At 47.6% G+C, this 18439-nt stretch carries 17 protein-coding genes; 9 read left to right on the top strand and 8 right to left on the bottom strand.

Going from position 1 to position 18439, the window contains the following annotated elements:
- Positions 1-187 precede the first annotated feature (187 nt).
- Together gatC and gatA are read left to right on the top strand one after the other, a co-directional pair.
- Positions 188-472, top strand: coding sequence for an Asp-tRNA(Asn)/Glu-tRNA(Gln) amidotransferase subunit GatC (gene gatC / locus RDU59_11710; protein MDQ7839142.1), 285 nt, complete (start codon positions 188-190; stop codon positions 470-472).
- 9 nt (positions 473-481) lie between these two features.
- Positions 482-1945 carry an Asp-tRNA(Asn)/Glu-tRNA(Gln) amidotransferase subunit GatA gene (gene gatA, locus RDU59_11705; protein MDQ7839141.1) on the top strand — a complete coding sequence of 488 codons (1464 nt, stop codon included), beginning with the start codon at positions 482-484 and terminating at the stop codon, positions 1943-1945.
- A 113-nt stretch (positions 1946-2058) separates the two neighbouring features.
- Here gatA and RDU59_11700 read toward each other — a convergent pair whose 3' ends face one another.
- The 4 genes from RDU59_11700 to RDU59_11685 all read right to left on the bottom strand — a co-directional run bounded on the left by RDU59_11700 (position 2059) and on the right by RDU59_11685 (position 5799).
- Positions 2059-2349 carry an integration host factor subunit alpha gene (locus RDU59_11700; GenBank protein MDQ7839140.1) on the bottom strand — a complete coding sequence of 97 codons (291 nt, stop codon included), beginning with the start codon at positions 2347-2349 and terminating at the stop codon, positions 2059-2061.
- Positions 2350-2418: 69 nt separating this feature from the next.
- Positions 2419-3699: a phosphopyruvate hydratase gene (gene eno / locus RDU59_11695; GenBank protein MDQ7839139.1), complete on the bottom strand. Its 1281-nt coding sequence runs from the start codon at positions 3697-3699 to the stop codon at positions 2419-2421.
- A gap of 155 nt (positions 3700-3854) precedes the next feature.
- Positions 3855-4634: a hypothetical protein gene (locus RDU59_11690; protein MDQ7839138.1), complete on the bottom strand. Its 780-nt coding sequence runs from the start codon at positions 4632-4634 to the stop codon at positions 3855-3857.
- Positions 4635-4890: 256 nt separating this feature from the next.
- On the bottom strand, positions 4891-5799 hold the full coding sequence (locus RDU59_11685) for a hypothetical protein (GenBank protein MDQ7839137.1): 909 nt from the start codon (positions 5797-5799) through the stop codon (positions 4891-4893).
- 248 nt (positions 5800-6047) lie between these two features.
- Between RDU59_11685 and RDU59_11680 the strand changes: the two genes are divergently transcribed.
- From RDU59_11680 to RDU59_11650, 7 genes are all read left to right on the top strand, one after another.
- Positions 6048-6785: an outer membrane lipoprotein-sorting protein gene (locus tag RDU59_11680; protein MDQ7839136.1), complete on the top strand. Its 738-nt coding sequence runs from the start codon at positions 6048-6050 to the stop codon at positions 6783-6785.
- The gene (locus tag RDU59_11675) at positions 6751-8391 is read left to right on the top strand and encodes a DUF1302 family protein (GenBank protein ID MDQ7839135.1); all 1641 of its coding nucleotides are present in this window, start codon (positions 6751-6753) and stop codon (positions 8389-8391) included. Before RDU59_11680 ends, RDU59_11675 begins: the two co-directional genes overlap by 35 nt.
- Positions 8392-8431: 40 nt before the next feature.
- A complete protein-coding gene (locus RDU59_11670; protein MDQ7839134.1) occupies positions 8432-10705 on the top strand; it encodes an efflux RND transporter permease subunit in 2274 nt (757 codons plus the stop codon).
- The gene (locus tag RDU59_11665; protein ID MDQ7839133.1) at positions 10702-11580 is read left to right on the top strand and encodes a ThiF family adenylyltransferase; all 879 of its coding nucleotides are present in this window, start codon (positions 10702-10704) and stop codon (positions 11578-11580) included. The genes RDU59_11670 and RDU59_11665 overlap by 4 nt, the downstream gene beginning before the upstream one ends.
- A 152-nt stretch (positions 11581-11732) precedes the next feature.
- On the top strand, positions 11733-12950 hold the full coding sequence (locus RDU59_11660; protein MDQ7839132.1) for a hypothetical protein: 1218 nt from the start codon (positions 11733-11735) through the stop codon (positions 12948-12950).
- 42 nt (positions 12951-12992) lie between these two features.
- A complete protein-coding gene (locus tag RDU59_11655) occupies positions 12993-13277 on the top strand; it encodes a hypothetical protein (protein ID MDQ7839131.1) in 285 nt (94 codons plus the stop codon).
- Entirely contained in the window at positions 13274-13714 is a 441-nt protein-coding gene (locus RDU59_11650) for a type II toxin-antitoxin system VapC family toxin (protein ID MDQ7839130.1), read from the top strand. The genes RDU59_11655 and RDU59_11650 overlap by 4 nt, the downstream gene beginning before the upstream one ends.
- A 180-nt stretch (positions 13715-13894) precedes the next feature.
- On the opposite strand, the gene RDU59_11645 is transcribed toward RDU59_11650, so the two are convergent.
- From RDU59_11645 to RDU59_11630, 4 genes are all read right to left on the bottom strand, one after another.
- The gene (locus tag RDU59_11645) at positions 13895-14782 is read right to left on the bottom strand and encodes a PEP-CTERM sorting domain-containing protein (GenBank protein ID MDQ7839129.1); all 888 of its coding nucleotides are present in this window, start codon (positions 14780-14782) and stop codon (positions 13895-13897) included.
- 527 nt (positions 14783-15309) lie between these two features.
- Entirely contained in the window at positions 15310-16038 is a 729-nt protein-coding gene (locus tag RDU59_11640; GenBank protein MDQ7839128.1) for a choice-of-anchor N protein, read from the bottom strand.
- A 405-nt stretch (positions 16039-16443) separates the two neighbouring features.
- Positions 16444-17316 carry a hypothetical protein gene (locus tag RDU59_11635; protein MDQ7839127.1) on the bottom strand — a complete coding sequence of 291 codons (873 nt, stop codon included), beginning with the start codon at positions 17314-17316 and terminating at the stop codon, positions 16444-16446.
- A gap of 305 nt (positions 17317-17621) precedes the next feature.
- Positions 17622-18341, bottom strand: coding sequence for a metal-dependent transcriptional regulator (locus RDU59_11630; GenBank protein MDQ7839126.1), 720 nt, complete (start codon positions 18339-18341; stop codon positions 17622-17624).
- Between the last annotated feature and the right edge of the window lie 98 nt (positions 18342-18439).

The following is an 18439-nucleotide window of genomic DNA, read 5'->3' as shown; positions in this document are numbered from 1 at the left end:
GAGCAATACGCCGCAAGGAGGAGCGATCGAAGGCAACGCCGCAGATGATGTCTTGCCGGTGGATCAGGGTTAAACTCGAATCTTGTGAAATATACTAAGATATGTTATTAGACAGTGGCTCGCATCTGGCGGGTGAGTCGCTGGAATTGACGCCCCTGACATTTAAATAGCAAAGCGAGGGAAAAACGTGAAGATCAGCCGCGAGGATGTCCAGCATGTGGCCAAGCTGGCCAGGCTTTCTTTCTCCAAGGAAGATATCGAGCTATTTACAAATCAACTGAACCAGATATTGACTTACATGGATAAGTTAAACGAACTGGACACGGCACATGTCGAGCCCACACACCACGCCCTGGCCATCACCAATGCCTTCCGGGAAGATGCGATCCGGCCATCTGTGTCTAACGAAAAAAGTCTGGCCAATGCCCCGGCAAAGGCAGATGGATCATTCACTGTGCCCCGTATCATCTGAGGTCCTGCCATGCAACTCTATGCCCTGACCATCCACGCCTTAAGGGAATTATTACTCAAAAAGGAAGTTACCTCGGTTGAGATAACCGGGTCTGTCCTGGCGCGCATAAAAGAGGTTGACCATAAGGTTCACGCCTATCTTACACTTACACCGGAAGTGGCCCTGGAACAGGCCAGAGAAGCCGACCGCATCCTGCAAAAAGGCGAGGGCGGGCCCTTGACCGGCATCCCCATGTCTATAAAAGATGTTGTCTGTACGGAAGGCATACGCACCACGTGTGGTTCATATATTTTGAAGGACTTTGTCCCCATCTATGACGCTACGGTAATCAGAAGACTAAAAGAGGCCGGAGCCGTACTGCTCGGCAAGGTAAATATGGATGAGTTCGCCATGGGTTCGTCCACGGAAAACTCGGCCTTCCACATAACCAGAAACCCCTGGCGACTTGACTACATACCGGGCGGGTCAAGCGGCGGCTCGGCAGCCGCCGTGGCCGCAGATGAGTGCATAGCCTCCCTTGGGTCTGACACCGGCGGCTCCATCCGGCAGCCGGCAGCGCATTGTGGTGTGGTGGGATTAAAGCCCACCTACGGTACGGTATCGCGTTACGGGCTGGTTGCCTTTGCCTCATCGTTAGATCAGATCGGGCCGCTCACCAAGGATGTCACTGACTGCGCCCTGGTTCTAAATGCCGTTCATGGCCATGATCCCCTGGATTCAACCTCGGCCCCCCGTCCGCGAATGGACTATACAAAGGCGCTGGTTAAAGGAATCAAAGGGATTAAGATCGGCATCCCCAAAGAATACTTCGGCCCCGGCTTATCCCCTGAGGTTGAAAAATCCGTGCGCAATGCTATAGAGACGCTTTCCAGCCTGGGTGCGGAGACCGTAGAGATATCTCTTCCCCACACCGAATACGCGGTGGCTATTTACTATATAATTGCCCCGGCTGAGGCCAGCTCCAACTTGGCCCGCTACGATGGTGTAAAATACGGCTATCGCGATGCTGAGGCCAAGGAACTCCTGGAGATGTATGAGAAGACCCGGTCAGGAGGTTTTGGAGCCGAGGTAAAACGTCGCATCATGCTCGGCACCTATGCCCTCTCCTCCGGTTACTACGATGCCTATTATAAGAAGGCCTCGCAGGTACGCACCCTGATCGCGGAAGACTTCAAAAAGGGCTTTGACCGGTGCGACGTCATATTAACGCCGGTTGCGCCTACGCCACCCTTTAAAATCGGAGAAAAGGTAAACGATCCCTTCCAGATGTATCTATCTGATATTTTCACTGTACCGGCCAACCTGGCCGGGTTGCCCGCCATCTCTGTGCCGTGCGGATTCAGCGCGGAAGGACTGCCGGTTGGGATCCAATTGCTTGGTAATCACTTTGCGGAAGAAAAGATATTGCAGGTGGCCTACAACTTCGAATCAGAGACAGACTTCCATACAAAAAAGCCGGCTCTTTTATCTTGAGCAGTCAGCATTCAGCTCTCAGCTTTCAGGAAATGAAATAGCGCCTTAAACTGACCGCTGATAGCTGATGGCTGATCGCTATAACCCAGCAAATGGACTTTTTTACGAAGCCGTCATATCTTCTTATTATTTATTCTCTGCCGGAGGATGCTGGAAGGCTTAAATGTGACTACCCGCCGGGGGGATAGCATTAATTCCGCACCGGTCTGAGGGTTTCTGCCCCGTCTTTCCTTTTTATTCTTGACGTTAAATTTACCAAAACCGCTGATGAGCACGCTCTCATTACCAGCCAGGGAGGTCTTAATTATTTCTAATAAGGCTTCCATGGCCAGTACGGCTTCAGCCTTGCGAAGCTTGTTTTTTTCATAAATATGATTGACAAGATCAGCCTTAGTCAGGGTCATAAAACTAACCTCCGGGGGTAAATCTATTACTTTGTCAAAAACCAGACATGACGGCCATCCTTGTAACCTCTACCGGGCAAAGCTTCCCCGGCCCATAAACAGCGCCGCAGGGCCCAGTTCCTCTTCGATGCGTAAGAGCTGGTTATACTTGGCCACACGTTCTGAACGCGAAGGGGCGCCGGTCTTGATCTGTCCCGTATTTAAAGCCACGGACAGATCGGCAATAACCGCATCTTCGGTCTCACCTGAACGGTGAGAAATAACGGAACGATACCCGGCCCGATCTGCCATCTGAATGGCTTCTATAGTCTCGGTCAGGGTGCCGATCTGATTCAGTTTAATCAATATGGCGTTTGCCACGCCCTCCTGTATCCCCTTGGATAAGATACTGGTATTGGTAACGAAGATATCATCGCCTACCAGTTGTATCTTGCCGCCTAACTGGCCGGTAAGTTTCTTCCATCCCTTCCAGTCATCTTCAGACAAACCGTCCTCTATGGAAATAATCGGGTATTTTTTCAGCCAGTCTGCATAAAAACCGACCAGCTCGTCTGTATTTTTATTCGGATTTTTCTCAGCAAGCAGCTTATATGTGCCCTTGTCGTAAAATTCGCTGGCAGCGGGATCCAGGGCAATATATATGTCCTTCCCCGGCTTGTAACCGGCCTTCTCGATCCCTTGCAGGATAACCTCCATGGCCTCCTCATTCGACCTTAAGTTTGGGGCAAACCCGCCTTCGTCACCCACGGCCGTCTGATACCCCTTGCCCTTCAAGACACCTTTGAGGGCATGGAAGGTCTCCACGCCCATGCGCATGGCCTCACTAAACGAAGAGGCCCCGCAGGGTACGATCATGAACTCCTGGATATCCACGTTATTATCCGCATGGGCGCCGCCATTCAAAATATTCATCATGGGCACCGGTAGTACGCGGGCGGCAACACCGCCAAGATAGCGATAGAGCGGAATCCCTGATTCTTCTGCCGTAGCCTTGGCTACCGCTAAAGATACGGCCAGAATGGCATTGGCGCCCATCTTACCCTTATTATTTGTCCCGTCCAAGGCTATCATGTTCTTATCGATAAACGCCTGCTCGGAAGACTCAAAACCTATCAACACCGGAGCAATTTTCTCATTGACGTTCTTGACCGCCCTGGAAACGCCTTTACCCATATACTGGGTTTTAATCTTATCGCGGAGTTCCACGGCCTCTTTTTTGCCGGTCGAGGCGCCGGACGGGACGGCGGCCCGCCCCATATAGCCGGATTCCAAATAAACATCAACCTCTACAGTCGGGTTACCCCGGGAATCAAAAATCTGCCTGCCAAGTATATTAATAATTTCGCTCACTTATCCTCCATGGCAAAATAAAAATGAGCTGCCGTTCAGAAAATCTGGGCTAAACATAGCAAAACACAGATACCCTGTCAATACATATATTTAACGATCCAATTGGGCACGGGGGATACTGTATTCTCCAAAGGAAGGGCGGTCTTGTGATGGACCTAACAATAAAGTCTTTTATCAGGCAGGTGATAGAACTGGCGAATTTTCTCCATTGGCCATCCTTTCCTTAAGAAACAGGAAAGCGCCTCGTCGAGAACGATATTCTTTGATATGGTTTGTGAAAAGGGATGTTCCTGTTCACATACGAACCGGTAAAGATGTCTATTTTTTCTGCTTAATCTTTTCTCGAAAGTATGCAGATTTAATCGCTTACCCAGGGCTGGAGAGTTTCTGACACTGGAATAGAGTTTTTCATCACCCAGATGTTCAAATAATAAGACATTCTCGTAAAAAGACTCGTGCTTGGGATGGACAGCGATACAGAAATCATCAATACCCGCACTCCTGGCATAAAAATACACGAGTTTAACTAATGCCAGGAAGATAAACATCCCCTTGCCGCTCAAATCCTCGTGGACTGCCAGGCCGGAAAGCTCTGCCGCTTTTCTTCCATGATATCTCAGGAAGTCCATCTCAATGTTGTATATCTCATCCATGGGCAGTCCTAATAGCGAGTCCGGGATAAGGGTAAGGGTCATTATCACCAAGTCATCCTTCTTGGCGATAAACGTCCGGGTGTCAGGGAGTAAATTATAAATCCCTATTCTCATTTCAGAATGGTGCGGTTTAACATATCCTCGTGTTACATAGGCCTTGTAGATAAGATTATATGACTGCTCCAATTCATCCAGAGTATCAACTACCTTGAATTCTATATCCTCGGCGCTAACCGGGGATTTTGCTGAGACATCATCGTCTAAGATATCTAATGTTATCATAATACAGCCTCACCTATAATTTTTAATATAAGAGATCCTTGCAAAACTCAAGAAAACCGGCCCCCCGCCACCTGCGGCGGATAAACTACAGCGCGGGCCAGAATCTATTCAAAACACCGGATTCTCGCCTTCGCGGGAATGACGCCAGGAGATTTTTGTAAGAGACTTATAGTAAGTATAGCAAAAAAATATAAAAAGTGTGAATTTATTTTAACACTTCTTGTTCCAGCAGGAAGATTTATGCCCTAGTAGAGCACTATCTCGCAGAAAAATATCCGGGGGGAAGTACCTGGGTGAAGTCGTAGTCAGGATAGCATTTCCGGATGTAGGCCAGTTTGTCGTCGTCAATTTCCACAAAGAGATCGGTCTGTTCTACAAAAAAATACCGTATATCCTCCAGGGACATCCTGAGACCGCCAGTGGGATAGGACTTCCCCCATTCTGATTCATCGCCATTATTGGCCGTGAAGAAAAAGGTATAAAGATCACAGTCAAAATCCTCCATATTATAGACATCCGCAAATCGTGCGTGCGCTGTGCGCAGATCCATACGCTCCAAAATGGCCGGCGCATCCTTTACTGACGGGAAATATCTCAACTCTCCGATCGGCTCAAACAAAAGTATATCCTCATAGAAACGGGCATGCTTAGGATTTACGGCGATACAGATGTCGTCGGCCTGCACATACTGAGCGTAGGCGTAAACCACCTTAAAAAGAAGCATGAATATATTACTGCACTTAAATTCCTTTGCGGTGACCAGAGAAGAACCCTCGGATACCAGGCGGCCTTTGTTCCTTAACATATCCAGCTCTTTTTTATATATTGCATCGGATGGCAGTCCCAGGGGAGAATCGATAATAAGGGTGGCGGTGGCAACCGCCCTCCCCTCGGATCTGGCAGTAAATACCCGGGTCGAGGGTAATATATTTTGGATCTTCAGCCTCATCGTCGAAGGATCCGGATCCATGTAACCCAGTTCTACGTATCTATCATGCGCCAGAGAAAAGGCCTCGATCCATTCTTCCCGTGAAGTGGCGGTTTTAATCCGGTAATCAAGGGATTGTCCTACTTCGGTAAGCCGGGACCGCCTCAGTCTTATGGCCCTGCGACTCTCCGGGAGGTATTTTTTCTCTCTCAGAAGTTCTGCGTTTCTTATCAGCATCCGGCTTAACTTCTTTTGTTTAGTTTTTTTTTGTTAACGTTCTTATCGGCCCTATTCCAATTTTGATAAAAACTTCCCATAACGATACGGAACTCCTACAATTAACTTTTTTATTAAAATTGCCGATTGAAAAAGCAGAGATTATCTATTACGATCTTATTATTCTGATCGGAGGCAGAAAAAAGCCCATGTGTATTAAAAATATATGGTGTAAAAAGCTATTAACTTCGTTTCTCGCATTAATCCCTGTGTTATTAATATTAACGGATACATTTGCGGAGCAACAGCCCTCCGCGGAATACATCGCGCAAAGAATCTACGACCGGGATACCGGCCGCGACTCCCATGCCGCCGTACTTATGAAGCTTATTGAAAAAGATGGTCAGAGCCGTGTCAGAGAAATGGAGGTATGGCGAAGGGATTTTGGGGAGTTTAAAAAGACCCTGATCCGTTTTAACAGCCCGGCTGAGATAAGAGGAACGGGGTTCCTGACCTGGGAAAATAAGAGCCGGGACGATGACCAGTACCTGTTTTTACCGGAACTAAGGAGGAGCAGAAGGATTGTCTCAAGCCAGAAGGATCAAAAATTTGTCAACTCAGATTTTACCTATGAAGACATGCAAAGGAGAAGGGTCGAAAAGGATGTCCATCACCTTTTGGGATCGAAAATTCTAAGTGGTTTCAACTGCTGGGTGTTGGAAAGTACCCCAAAACCCTCTGCCGAGTCTCAATACGAAAAGTTCGTAGCCCTTGTGACCAGGGATAGCTATGTGCCTATTCAAATTGACTATTACAAGCATGGCCGGGTAGTGAAACGCTATACGGTGTTCAATCTCCAGAAGATAAGTGGTATATGGACGGATATGGTGGCCGAGATGGCCGACCTCCGTAACCAGCACAGGACAGTGCTTGAAGTCCAGAAAATTTCATATAACGTCAATGTTGACCCAAATGTCTTTACCGTACGCAATCTGGAAAAATATTAAGAAGGACGGCTTCGTAAAAAGTCCATTTGCTGCGTTGCGCGGCATCCTTCGTCACTGCGGCGTAGCTATGGAAATAGTTCACCGTTCACCGTTCACCGTAAGTGCATTGTTTATTGACGGACAACGGTCAACGGTCAACGGACAACGGATAATAGGATTTGCGCGCCTTGCAACTGAAGCTTTTTACTGTGCCGTCCAAACCTTGACTTTCTGCAAGATCATCAAGAAGGGCCGGACCTTATTCCTGCTTTTTGCCCTGGCTGCATTCCTGCGCCCCTTTCCCGCATACACTGCCTCTGCCCAGCTTTTCTCCCTGATCCGAGACTCCAAAGTCAGCGGCAACATATGGGCTCGCGGGACAGAAGACCTGCGGCACGACGAACCTTACGAAGACACACGCACCTTTAGAAACAAGTTATTCCTGGAAGGAAAGGCCCAGATTGAGGAGCATATCAGGATGGTTGCCTCGGTGATGTCGGATTACCTCTGGTTTCACAACGACGGCTCAAGGGATGACCTCAGCACTGAGATGTTTGAGGGTTATGTAGAATTCTCGGAACAAAAGTGGGATATAAGGGCCGGCAACCAGATTGTGCGCTGGGGCAAGGCAGACGAAATAAGTCCGGTGGACAATCTCAATCCGCAGGACCTGCGGGAGAGTATCACGTCAAGGCTGGAAGACAGAAAACTACCCGTATTTATGCTGCGGGCGCGTTATTTCTTGTCCGAAGGCACCATAGAGGGTATATATAAACCACACTTCCGCAGCGCCAAAACCGAGTTCTTTGGCTCAGACTGGGCCACCCTCAAGCACCTCAAAACCCAGGTAAGTCACTCCACGGCATTATCACAGGCGCTTAAAGACTACCTGACCGGCCTGGAGATAAGGGAAAAGGAATACTCCACCGGCCTTGAGAACGGCGAGGCCGGACTGCGGTTTACCGGAACAGTCGGCAACCTCGACTATGGAATCAGCTATCTTTACACAAGAAACCCCTTCCCCTTTATTGAAAGTTTTCCCATTAAAAATATTAATGTCAGCAGCCCATCGGCAGAGGCACTTTTGGGCCAATTGGCACAGGCCCAATTGCTTGACGAGGACATCATCGTAGCCTATGAGAGAAATCAGGTCATCGGGGCCGAAGTCGAGACCACACTGGGCCTCTTCGGTATCCGGGGCGAGGCGGCCTATATGACCGACCAGGTATTTTTAAAAAATGACCTCACCTCTACCGGCAAGCATATACTGCACTACGTCCTTGGCATCGACAGGACCTTTACCAACGACTGGTATGCAAATCTTCAATTATACCAGAGAAAGATATTCAGCTATGATGACAGGATCCTTTTCGACCATGAGTTTGAGTCCGGCCTTTTCCTTCGCATAAACAAAACCCTCTTCCACGACAAATTGCGCCTCAATCTTGATTCATTTTACAACCTTACTGACAACGGCTTCTATCTAAATCCAGAGGTTGAACTGCGTTATGTGGATAATCTATCTATCTTCGCGGGCCTGAATATTTTTGACGGAAAAGCCGATACATTTTTAGGGAACTACGACAGAAATGATCAGGGTTATCTTGCCGTCAGGTTCTCATTTTAACCCTAAAAGCCTTCGGACACTTTAGCGGTAAGCGATCCTTATGGAGAAAATAGCCCGGCTCATATTACGAAAACGCTGGCTGCTTCTGGCAACTCTCTGCCTCCTTACGCTCTTCTTCGCATCCATGATCCCCAGGACGAAGATGGAACATTCTGTAGAGTCTTTTGTCCTCAAAAACGATCCCGATCTCGTCTTCTTTGAAGGATTTAAAAGGCATTTTGGTACAGACGAATTCTTTGTCCTGGCCTTTAAGGATGAAAACATCTTCACCAATGAAATGCTGGCGAAGATCAAAGCGCTTACAGAAAAGCTGGAAACCATAGAAGAGGTGCGGGATGTAGTCAGTCTGACCGATGCCACGGACATCCGGGGCGAACAGGATAATTTTTATGTCCGGTCCCTGGTAGAAAAATTGCCGCTTTCCCCGGATGAACTAAACGCCCTCAGGGGAAAGGCCCTCCTCAACCCTCTTTATGTCAACAGGTTGATCTCCAGAGACGGCCGTACTACAGCCATTATCGTGAAAACCTTTGATCGCCCGGACGATGACCTCTATCGAACCCGTCTGCTCGAAAAGGTGGATGCTGTCATCAACGACGTCTTCCCCCAAGGCCGCCCCAAAATCTACAAGGCCGGCTGGACGGTAACCGATAACACCTTAAGCCGGTATATGATGGGCGATCTCACGACCTTTGTCCCCATCGTCTTACTCCTGATCGCCGCTGCCCTTTATTTGATCTTTAGAAGCCTCTGGATCATGTCCATTGCCACGGTAAATATCATAATCTGCCTTATATGGACCATGGGGTCGTTTCCTCTGGTCAACGCCACCATAAATAATATAACCACCATTACTGCCCCGCTTATCATGACCATCGGCATTGCAGTGGCTATTCATATCATCGATCAGTATCGGGAAGACCTCCCCCGGCTGCCCGATAAAAACTCCGCCCTTATATCTTCCATAAGGCTGGCCATTCTTCCCTGTTTCCTGGCGAGCTTTACCACGGTGGATGGCTTCATCTCGCTGAGCGCCAATGATATCCCGCCCATACGGGACTTTGGCTATGTGTCTTCACTGGGCATATCCTTTTCCTTTTTAGTATCCATAATGTTCATTCCCATTATGCTCTACCTCCTGCGCCATCGCCCCATAAATTTTAAGCCTCACGAAAATACCTCACAGACGAAGATCATTCGCTTTTTTTACACACTTGTGAACAATCATGAAAAAAAGATAATCATTCTTACCCTCTTTATAATGGCACTCTCAGTCTGGGGCGTATCCCGCATAAAAGTAGAGACAAACCTTTTGGAATACTTCAAAAAAGGCAGCGATGTCTATCAGGCCACAGATTTTGTCGAGAAAAATTTGGGTGGTGTAACTACCATCGAGATCTCGGTCAAAACAAAGGAGATGGACGGCATACTTGAACCATCGGCGCTAAAAAAGATAGACTCTGTGGAAGAATTTCTACGCGGGCAGGAAAAGATTGACAGCGTCATTTCTGTTGCAGATTATCTTAAAGACATGAATCAATCCTTCCATAACGAAGACCCGGCTCACTACAGGCTGCCGGCCGGCAAAAATCTGGCTGCCCAGTACATGCTGCTTTACAGCGCCGGGGATATCCGGGATTATATCGACCCTGACTGCAAGACCGCCCGCATCTCTGCCCACTTCAGAGAGCACAATTCAAGGCATATCCGGGCCATGATAGACAAGACCGATGCATTTATTAAACCCTTGCAAGGACCTGATCTTGAAATTCGGGTAACCGGCAAATCCCTGCTTACTGCCAACCTGATCGAGGCCCTGGTAAACGGCCAGATATATAGCCTCTCTCTGGCCATCTTCCTTATCTTCGGCATAATCTTTGTCATCCTCCGGTCGTTTTCCCTCGGATTTATAAGCATTATACCCAATGCTATCCCGCTTCTCATTAACCTCGGCGTGATGGGGTGGCTGGGCATCCCCCTCAATACCTCTACCGCCATGATCTCTACAGTGGCCATAGGTATTGCCGTTGACGATACCATCCACTTTCTCACCCGTTATAAGCACGAGAGAAGAATGGGCAAAGACAACTTCCAGGCCATTGCCATAACCATGCAGTCTAAAGGATCGGCCGTAATTTCCACCTGCATGGTAATTGTGATGGGTTTTGGCATACTGGTATTATCCAATTTTATCCCGACCATCCAATTTGGCTGTCTGACGGCCTTTACCATGTTAATCGCGCTCCTGGTGGAGCTGACCACGCTGCCTATCTTACTAAAAATTGTTAATCCGAGGATAGACAAGAAAAAATGAAAGAGAAGCAGACAAACCTTTGGTCATATGACGAGGCCTTTTGCCGAAACATAGGGCTCATATCTCCTGAAGAACAGCAAAAGATTAAGAAGGCCCGAATAGCCATTGCCGGAGTCGGCGGCGTAGGCGGCCACTACCTCCTCACACTAGCCCGCACTGGCTTCGAACAATTCAATATCGCTGATTTTGACCATTTTGAAGCGGCCAATTTCAACCGGCAGGTGGGAGCTACCATAGAAACCATCGGCATGCATAAGGCCGAGGCCATGAAAAAGATGGCCCTGGCTATAAATCCAGAGGCCGATATAAAAATTTTTGACCAGGGTATAAGCAAGGATAATATCACCGAATTCCTGAAGGACGCAGATGTCGTAGTGGATGGTATAGACTTCTTCAATATAGAAACCCGTCGTTTGCTTTTCAAAGAAGCCGGAGATCGTGGTATTTATGCCATTACCTCAGGGCCCATGGGGTTCAGCGCTACGTTGCATGTCTTTGCGCCCCAGGGTATGGGTTTCGATGAATATTTTGACATTGATGATAACCTGTCTGAAATCGATAAGCTCATAGCCTTTGGCCTGGGTCTGGCGCCAAGGGCCACACATCTTAAATACATTAAGTCATCATCAATAGACCTTACCAAACAAACCGGGCCTTCCTTAGGGCTGGCCTGCCAGCTCTGCAGCGCCCTGGTGGCCACTGAAGTCATAAATATCATCCTGAAAAGGAGAAAAATAAGGGCCGTCCCGCACTATTTTCAATTCGACCCCTATCTTCAGGTCTATAAACAGGGTTATCTACGCTGGGGAAATCGAAATCCTATTCAGCGATTGAAACGGTGGTATGTGAAAAAGTACTTTTTGGGACGCAGATGAACGCCGCAACAGAAAGAAACTTCACCGCAAAGGCGCAAAGGACGCAGAGAGAAGTTTTATTTCGACAGAAAAGGAAAAGAAATCCATCTTTGCGTACTTTGCGTCTTGAGCGACCTAAGGGAGCGGGCGGTGAATAAAGAGAATGTCATAAAATGATTCCAAAAGATATAATTCTCAAAATCGTTGAAGCCGGTACCTGGGCGCCTTCAGGTGACAACTGCCAGCCATGGCGTTTTATATGGGATGGACAAAAGCTCCTTCTCCTTAACGTGCCGGAAAGGGATACATCCCTTTATAATTCAAGACAGCGGGCCTCTCTCATCGCCCACGGCGCTGTCCTGGAAAACATGGACATCGCCGCCCGCTCCTATGGTTATTCCATGTGCCCTACCCTCTTCCCTGAAGGTGAGGGAAACCCGCTTGTGGCTGCCATCGAATTTCAAGAGTGCCCAAGGAAGGATGATCCGCTATTACCCTTTATTACCAAACGTGTCACCAACCGCAATCCGTATAAAAAACGAAAAACTATCGGCAAAGAAGTCATTGCCGCCCTTATGTCAATCCCCGAAAAGATGGATCTTGGGGAGCTATATCTAATCAGCAATAATCTCCCCTCACCCTTCACCCCCGAAATCCCCCCTAGCCCCCCTTTGCAAAAGGGGGGATGGGAGGATTTATATGTCCCCCTTGATAAAGAGGGGCATCCGTTAAGTCCCCCTTTGGAAAAGGGGGATACAGGGGGATTTTCGGGGCAAAGAAAACTCCTGGCCAGGACCGTAGCCACCCACGACCGGATGCTTTTCGAAGACGAAAAACTCCATCATTTCGTCTTCGAACACATCAGATGGTCAGAGAAAGAAAGCTTGCAAACAAAAGACGGCATGCCCATAAAAACCATGGGGCTCAATTCATTACAAATACCGGCCTTCAAACTGCTTAGGAATTGGGGCATGGTCTCTTTTCTGAACATCTTTGGCCTAAGCCACATGCTCCCGTTCCAAAGCTACAAACTCTGCCTCGGTTCTTCAGCCATGGGGCTGATCCAGATGCCGGGAACTACACCAGAGGATTTCGTCCTGGGCGGAAGGCTCCTGCAAAGAGTCTGGTTAACCGCTACAAAACACGGTCTGGCCTTTCATCCTATGACCGGCATTACGTTTCTCATACAGCGCCTCTATCTCGACAGAGAACCAGGTTTTTCAGAAGCCCATAAGAAGCTCCTCGAAAAGGCGTGGGGATACTTACGGAACGTTTTCCCTGTGGACAGATCAAAAGGGATAATAATGCTCTTCCGGCTGGGGTATGCACCACTGCCGTCAACGCGGGCCCCACGCAGAGCGATAAATGACGCCCTTTTTCTTATTGACTAAATCTTTCAAGGTAGCTACAATAGCTACCATAGAGGTGAAAATATGCAACTAGTTGGGATAAAAGAGCTAAAAAACAGGCTAACCTATTATTTAGGGCTCATAAAAGAAGGTGATAATATCATTGTAACTGACAGAGGTGTACCTGTGGCAATACTGCACGATCTTAATACCATTGAAGAAAAGGCCGGCGTCGAAGAACGCCTTGCATCACTGGCCAAAAGAAAATTATTAAGACTTCCGGTTAGAAAGAAAGAACTACACCCGATAGAGAGACTAAAAGTAAAGGGCAAACCGGTGTCCGAGACTATAATAGAGGACAGAAGGTGATATATTTTGACAGCAGCGCCCTGGTAAAGCGGTATGTAGAAGAAACCGGGAGCGATAGAGTAACCTCTATTTTGGCCAATGCCGGCATTATTGCTACATCGAAATTAACCTATCCAGAAATACTTTCTGCTTTTGCGAGAAGACATAAGGTGGGAGAAATTCCCACGAAATGGTACACTAGAGTAATTGAACGATTTGAAACCGAGTGGGAATATTTCCTCATAATAGAATTTCAAAACGAGCTCCTACCGTTCATCAGAAAGACAATAAAAGAACATCAACTCAAGGCCGCGGACAGTGTTCATTTATCATCTGCATTGTGGCTAAGGAATGCCGTTAAAGAAGATGTTATCTTTGTAGCTTCGGATGTAAACTTACTCAATGCGGCACAATCGGAAAGATTACAAATAATAGATCCTCAAAAGGGCGAAAGCTAAATACAGGTCTGCTCCTTAAAAGATAAGACCGGCTGGACATCATATCCCCCTCAAAAAGGAAGGGCGGGGATATTCCCCGCCCTTCCTTTTTTATTTCTGACTCCTGACTTCTTAAGCTTTCAGCCTTCTTGCATTCAGCCCTCCTGCTTTCATTCGGGGCTTTCAGCTCTCTTGCTTTTATTATTTTTTCTTCCCCAACTTCCTCCGTGCAGCCCCAGCGAGACCGATAAGGCCAGTGCCAAAAAGAAGCATGGTACACGGCTCAGGGACTGCGTACCTGGCCGAGCCGTCAACCTGCAGATTCAGATCATAAAGATCACCGCCTACAGTTTGACCCGTGTAACCTGTCCAGTTGCTGGGCAGTACGATATCAGGAACGCCATCACCGTTTATGTCCGCATCACTATTGGAATCCGTGAGGGCCGCCAAGAAAGGAAACGTGGAAAAATCCACACCGTCTTCCGTGAACATATAACCGGATAACACCCATCCGCTCACGAAATCAACATCGATATTCCCATCGAGCGTAGGGAAATTAAAATTTCCCCCCCCGGACATAAGGCCAAACGATGCTATCTGTGTGCCGTCCTTGTAGCCCGATATCGTGCCTCCGCCTAGACCTGGCTGCGCAAACGTTGCCGAATTAGTGTCCAGATAGAAATCAAGCGTCGCAGTGTTGAACACATATTGCGCATTACCTGCGACAACAGCCGTATGTACTCCCGTCATTGTAGCTACACCTGTCAGCTCAAAATCACCGCCACCTATAAAACTCCCGTCGCTGTACTTTATAATCGTACCCGTGGCGTCATTTTGGAGTCCTGAGCTTCCGACCTTAAAAGCCACCACATCCGTAAAAGGATCGCCTCCGTCTAAGCCATTTAGATCGGTATCCGTGATGTTTACATGACTGAGACCCGTGTAGGTCATATAGTCAATAGCCTGCACAGTCTTACCCCCCACCTGTAAACTCCAGTCGTCCAGTATTACAAGTGCCGCCGAAGCCTGAGCCACGTTTAAAGCGAGTACGCCCAGTAAACACAATGCTAAAACAAACCATTTTTTCATCTTCTTCACCTCCCCTCCTTTAAAATTTAAACTCTTTAAAAATCCTTTTCTCATCTTTTTACCTCCTCTTAAAAATAGCGTATAGCGATTAGTGAATAGCGTGTAGCATATAGGGCTTAGCGTTTAGGGTTAAAGATTGAAACTAGAAAAACGCATAGTGAGCCATCATTCACTTTGCCCGTCTGGAATAATTACAAGCAACCTCCATGCCAACAAACCACAAATAGCTTTATAATATGATATTTATAATACTATCCAATAGTTATAATTTTCACAGAACATTGGGCACAAACCGGTTCAGAGTGAAAAGTGGAAGTGAATTTCCACTCAGAGGAAATCTATTTCCACTATGGGTGGTAAAACTTTTCATATCCAAAATCTTTTCACCGTTAAGCACGCAGAGAAGAATTTTCTATTTAACCGGGACGCAGACTTGCGCAGATAAACGCAGATTCTTAAATTTGGAACTCAGGAACTCATGAAAAAAATACTGTTATATTTAAACGCTACACGCTACCTGCTAATCGCTATTTCTTAAACTTTCTCCTGGCTACACAGCCCAAGCTAATCAGGCCGGTTCCTACCAGAAGCATGGTTGCCGGTTCAGGGACACCGCTGCCGCCGCCGTCGTGGGAAAATGGACTAAAGATGCAGTGGGTTTTATGGTTGGCCTGGATATAATGGTCGTACGCCACTATATCGACCCAGGTATATCCATCCGCTGAAATATGAAACTTTTTCGTCTCCCCCTCGGCAAGGTCACCCCATTCATCACCAGGGATGTAATTCTGGACCGTCTCGCCCGTGCCAAAATCACCGATAACATATTCATAATACGAGGTGGGAAATACACCGTGGGGAGGTAATGTGTCGCCATCACCCATGACCGGCGTCCCATAATCGCAAAAAGAAATATAGGGATCAGCGACCCCTTCATCCAGCGTTTCAAAAAAATTCGGCTCTTTCACAATATTCCCATAATCATCAATCAACTGCCCCTTAAGCCAGGTAACATCAATCGTGCCGTTTTCATTAATAGGAACCGCTGCGGCAAACTTTATATCGTAAATATTCAAGTTTGCCCCAACGACCCAAAGGTCGTAGTCATAAGAATATATAGTCCATGTCTCCGTTACCGGGTCGTATGTAGCCCCGGGGATATATATCTGGAGATTGGGCACGGCCTGAACAGGGCCGGCCAGCCCCAGGATCAGTAAGGCTATTGCTATGGATGTGGTGATTGAACGAATATTCATTTCTGTCCTCGTACATTACCACAAGCAATATCTGTACCACTAATTGATTAATAGGTTTTGATTTAAAAAATAATGTGATATATTATATAATTATCTTATACGGGAAATTGACAGCAGGATAAGAAAGAGAAAAGGAATGTCATCTGAATGGAAAAATACTTCCACTATGTGTGTAAAGTTTTTCACATCGAAATTCTCCTGCTCACCGCAAAGAACGCAAAGAAAAAAATCTATCTTTTAAACAAGTTATTTTCATCCAGAAACCCAAAAGTTCTGGATGAGCTCTCAGCACTCAGCTATCAGCGTTCAGCTTAATGTGTTGTTTGTCTTAGTTTTTTGCTGACAGCTAATCGCTGATCGCTGAAAGCGTGAATCCGGAAACAGTAGTTTCCGGATGAACACCGGTTAAAACGAAAACTTCTGTCGCTGATAATGACGGAGGCAGGTCTTAAGGTTGGTGGCCAAGCCCTTTTTGCTGTTTACTATAAAAAGGTTGTGGTTTATGTGAAAAAGTTCTTCCTTGAGCCGCACTACCGGCCTCTGTTTTCTGCCTTCCACCCCGTAAAGACGGCTTATTTCCTCCTCAAAAAGGGGGACAATCTTATCTTTCATACGAAGCTCGGTATCCACCAGAAAGAAAGCCAGATGCGGGGATAAATCCTCCAGGCGTTGATAAAAGGCCCGAACGTCCGCGGCCTCCACGCCCTTCGGCGGAGAGGATTTTACTTCTCCATAGGCCATGCGGTTATCCAGACCGGCAATAACATCATAATCCCCACCATGGGGGGTCTCTCTGAACTTTACACCGTAGATAGCCGGGGCCTCAAATTCCCGGATGAATACCTGGGCCACAAACCATTCGAGGGTGGGGCCTATACTTGATACCGATTTTATGTCCAGGGCATAGCCGCCTCGATCCAGCCTGGTAATGAGTCCTATCTCCTCAAGAAAACGTAGGTAGTCGGCAGCGGTGCGTGGTGAACAATACCGGGTCAGGTCTTTTAAAGTAAAGTGCTTCTGATGCGCTATGAGATCACGCAAAAAAAGCCGGAAGGAGTAACGCCCCATCAGGCGATAAAAATATCCCTCTACCCTGGCATCCGCCTCAGGGGATAATAATAAGCCTCTATCCGGATTATACTGGATCAGGTTAAACCCTTTTTGCCGGAGGATAGAGACCACGGTCACATCCTGGCGGGCCAGACGATGCTCCAGGTGGAGAATTTTATCCTTTAGGCGGGCAATCTCTTTCTTCAGCCGCTCGATTTCTTTTTCCATAATCTCAGCTATCAGCCTTCAGCCTTCAGCCTTCAGCTTTCAGCTTTCAGCACAAACAACCAAAGGCTATATAACGGCATTTAACTACATGAATTCGCAAAATCCCCCTGTATCCCCCTTTTCCAAAGGGGGAAGCGTTTCTCCTCCCTTTGGCAAAGGGAGGTTGGGAGGGATTTAAGAATACTCTTTCAAACAGCTAACCTGATACAAAAGACTAAATATCTCATGGCTGACTTGCTGACTGCAGATCCGCCTTTGGCGTGACCTGCGGCTACCCGCTAATCGCTAAACGCTACTCGCTATACTCACACCGCCTTTACATAAATATCATGTATGATCTCCGGATCGACCGCCACCGTAGTCTCACCCACCTGTATAATAGGGGAAGGCTTCTTCTGCCTCACCTTGATTATACTTCCCGGCGCCACACCCAGGGCGCTCAACTTATCCAGTCTGGCCGGGAAGTTGGTAGAGATGAAGACAATACGCCCTTCGGCGCCCGGATCAAGGTCATTAAGGGGCATAACCAGGGGCTTTACACTCTTTTCAGGGGCTGTGCAGCATTTTCCCGGCGGAATAGGTTTGCCGTGCGGACAGACCGGGGGATGGCCAAGGAAAGTGCAGACACTGTCTGTGACCTCCGGGCTCAAAATATGCTCCAATTTACAGGCCTCTTTTTCTGCCTCCTCCTCCGAAAGTTCAAAGATCTCCATAAGCAGCCGCTCGGTCAGGCGGTGCCTCCTTATAATCTCACGGGCCTTTTCCTCTCCTTTTTCTCTTAGATAGACCTTATCCCCTTCCCTGGCAAAAAGTCCTTCCTGCTCCATGTAGGAGAGTATATTCCTGGCCTCGGGGTCCGATGCCTCGCGCTGGAGATCAGCCACGTCTGAGACCCCATTTTCGCGCAGGTTCCAGATAAATTCCAGCAGTTCATCGATGGCCCGGTCACGGGTTTCTGCCTCCCTGTGACAAAACGGCCCCCGGATATGACAATGTGGTTTTCTCTTTCCCCAGTTAAATTGCATAGGCACCTCCTCCGTATAGCGATTAGCGTATAGCGGGTAGCGTACAATGGTCAGCTATCAGCATTCAGCCGTTAGCTTTTCGGTATTGTTTTGGATTT

It is taken from the genome of Thermodesulfobacteriota bacterium (assembly GCA_031082315.1).
GTDB lineage: Bacteria > Desulfobacterota > QYQD01 > QYQD01 > QYQD01 > QYQD01.
The sequence above is the reverse complement of the archived record's forward strand: the minus strand, read 5'-3'. Positions and strand labels throughout refer to the sequence as shown.

Coding starts and splice junctions, on each gene's coding strand:
- gatA (MDQ7839141.1), top strand. CDS start 482: ATGCAACTCTATGCCCTGACCATCCACGCCTTAAGGGAATTATTACTC.
- RDU59_11700 (MDQ7839140.1), bottom strand. CDS start 2,349: ATGACCCTGACTAAGGCTGATCTTGTCAATCATATTTATGAAAAAAAC.
- RDU59_11690 (MDQ7839138.1), bottom strand. CDS start 4,634: ATGATAACATTAGATATCTTAGACGATGATGTCTCAGCAAAATCCCCG.
- RDU59_11685 (MDQ7839137.1), bottom strand. CDS start 5,799: ATGCTGATAAGAAACGCAGAACTTCTGAGAGAGAAAAAATACCTCCCG.
- RDU59_11675 (MDQ7839135.1), top strand. CDS start 6,751: ATGTCTTTACCGTACGCAATCTGGAAAAATATTAAGAAGGACGGCTTC.
- RDU59_11670 (MDQ7839134.1), top strand. CDS start 8,432: ATGGAGAAAATAGCCCGGCTCATATTACGAAAACGCTGGCTGCTTCTG.
- RDU59_11665 (MDQ7839133.1), top strand. CDS start 10,702: ATGAAAGAGAAGCAGACAAACCTTTGGTCATATGACGAGGCCTTTTGC.
- RDU59_11660 (MDQ7839132.1), top strand. CDS start 11,733: ATGATTCCAAAAGATATAATTCTCAAAATCGTTGAAGCCGGTACCTGG.
- RDU59_11655 (MDQ7839131.1), top strand. CDS start 12,993: ATGCAACTAGTTGGGATAAAAGAGCTAAAAAACAGGCTAACCTATTAT.
- RDU59_11645 (MDQ7839129.1), bottom strand. CDS start 14,782: ATGAAAAAATGGTTTGTTTTAGCATTGTGTTTACTGGGCGTACTCGCT.
- RDU59_11640 (MDQ7839128.1), bottom strand. CDS start 16,038: ATGAATATTCGTTCAATCACCACATCCATAGCAATAGCCTTACTGATC.
- RDU59_11635 (MDQ7839127.1), bottom strand. CDS start 17,316: ATGGAAAAAGAAATCGAGCGGCTGAAGAAAGAGATTGCCCGCCTAAAG.
- RDU59_11630 (MDQ7839126.1), bottom strand. CDS start 18,341: ATGCAATTTAACTGGGGAAAGAGAAAACCACATTGTCATATCCGGGGG.